General features: G+C 47.6%; 1 protein-coding gene. It reads right to left on the reverse strand.

Going from position 1 to position 445, the window contains the following annotated elements; translation table 11 throughout:
- A partial coding sequence (locus VJL_RS27395; RefSeq protein ID WP_038882370.1) for a flagellin N-terminal helical domain-containing protein occupies nt 1–445 on the reverse strand: 445 nt, incomplete at both ends.

Below are 445 nucleotides of genomic sequence, written 5' to 3' on the forward strand. Positions count from 1 at the left end.
TCCGCACCGATTTGGAAAGACTGAGTGCCGTAAGTACCGTTAAGTAGGCGGTTACCACCGAAAGATGTCGTTTCAGCGATACGGTTTAATTCATCGTTCAGTGCCGTTACTTCTTCTTGAATCGCAACACGCTCAGATTTTGAGTTAGAGCCGTTCGCAGATTGAAGAGATAGATCACGCATACGTTGCAGGATGTTGGTTGTCTCGTTCATTGCACCTTCAGCAGTTTGTGCAATAGAGATACCGTCGTTCGCGTTGCGAACAGCCACATCCAGGCCACGGCTTTGTACGTTCAAGCGGTTCGAGATTTGAAGACCCGCAGCGTCGTCTTTCGCGCTGTTGATTTTGAAACCTGAAGACAAACGCTCCATAGAAGTTTGTTGTGCTGAGTTTGCGTTGTTTAGGTAACGCTGAGCGGTCATCGCTGATACGTTTGTGTTTACAT

It is taken from the genome of Vibrio jasicida CAIM 1864 = LMG 25398, assembly GCF_000400365.1.
In the GTDB taxonomy this organism is placed as follows: Bacteria; Pseudomonadota; Gammaproteobacteria; order Enterobacterales; family Vibrionaceae; genus Vibrio; species Vibrio jasicida.